Source organism: Bartonella sp. AA86SXKL, assembly GCF_042196885.1.
In genome coordinates, this window is the sequence record NZ_JBHIRE010000099.1 from 1 (window position 1) to 279 (window position 279).

At 41.9% G+C, this 279-nt stretch carries 1 pseudogene; it reads left to right on the forward strand.

Features of this window, described 5'->3' with window-relative positions:
- Window positions 1–279 (forward strand): annotated as a pseudogene (locus tag ACFIO5_RS10120) (monovalent cation/H+ antiporter subunit D); the annotation flags it as partial.

The window sequence follows — 279 nt, forward strand, 5'->3', positions numbered from 1 at the left end:
CATTTCTTCTACCGGATTATTAGTCATTGTTGCTGTTTTATTGATTATCCATGCTCTTAAAGTTGCGCCGGCTGCCGATGTTTATCGGCTTGGCAATTGGCCTTCTCCCTTTGGAATTGTGTTGGTCCTTGATCGTTTAAGTTCTATGATGCTTTTACTTTCCAGCTTGTTGATCACAGCCGCGTTGGTTTTTGCACAGGCTCATTGGTATAAAGCTGGTCCTCATTTTCAGTCACTGATGCAATTTTTCATGGTTGGAATAAACGGCGCTTTTTTGAC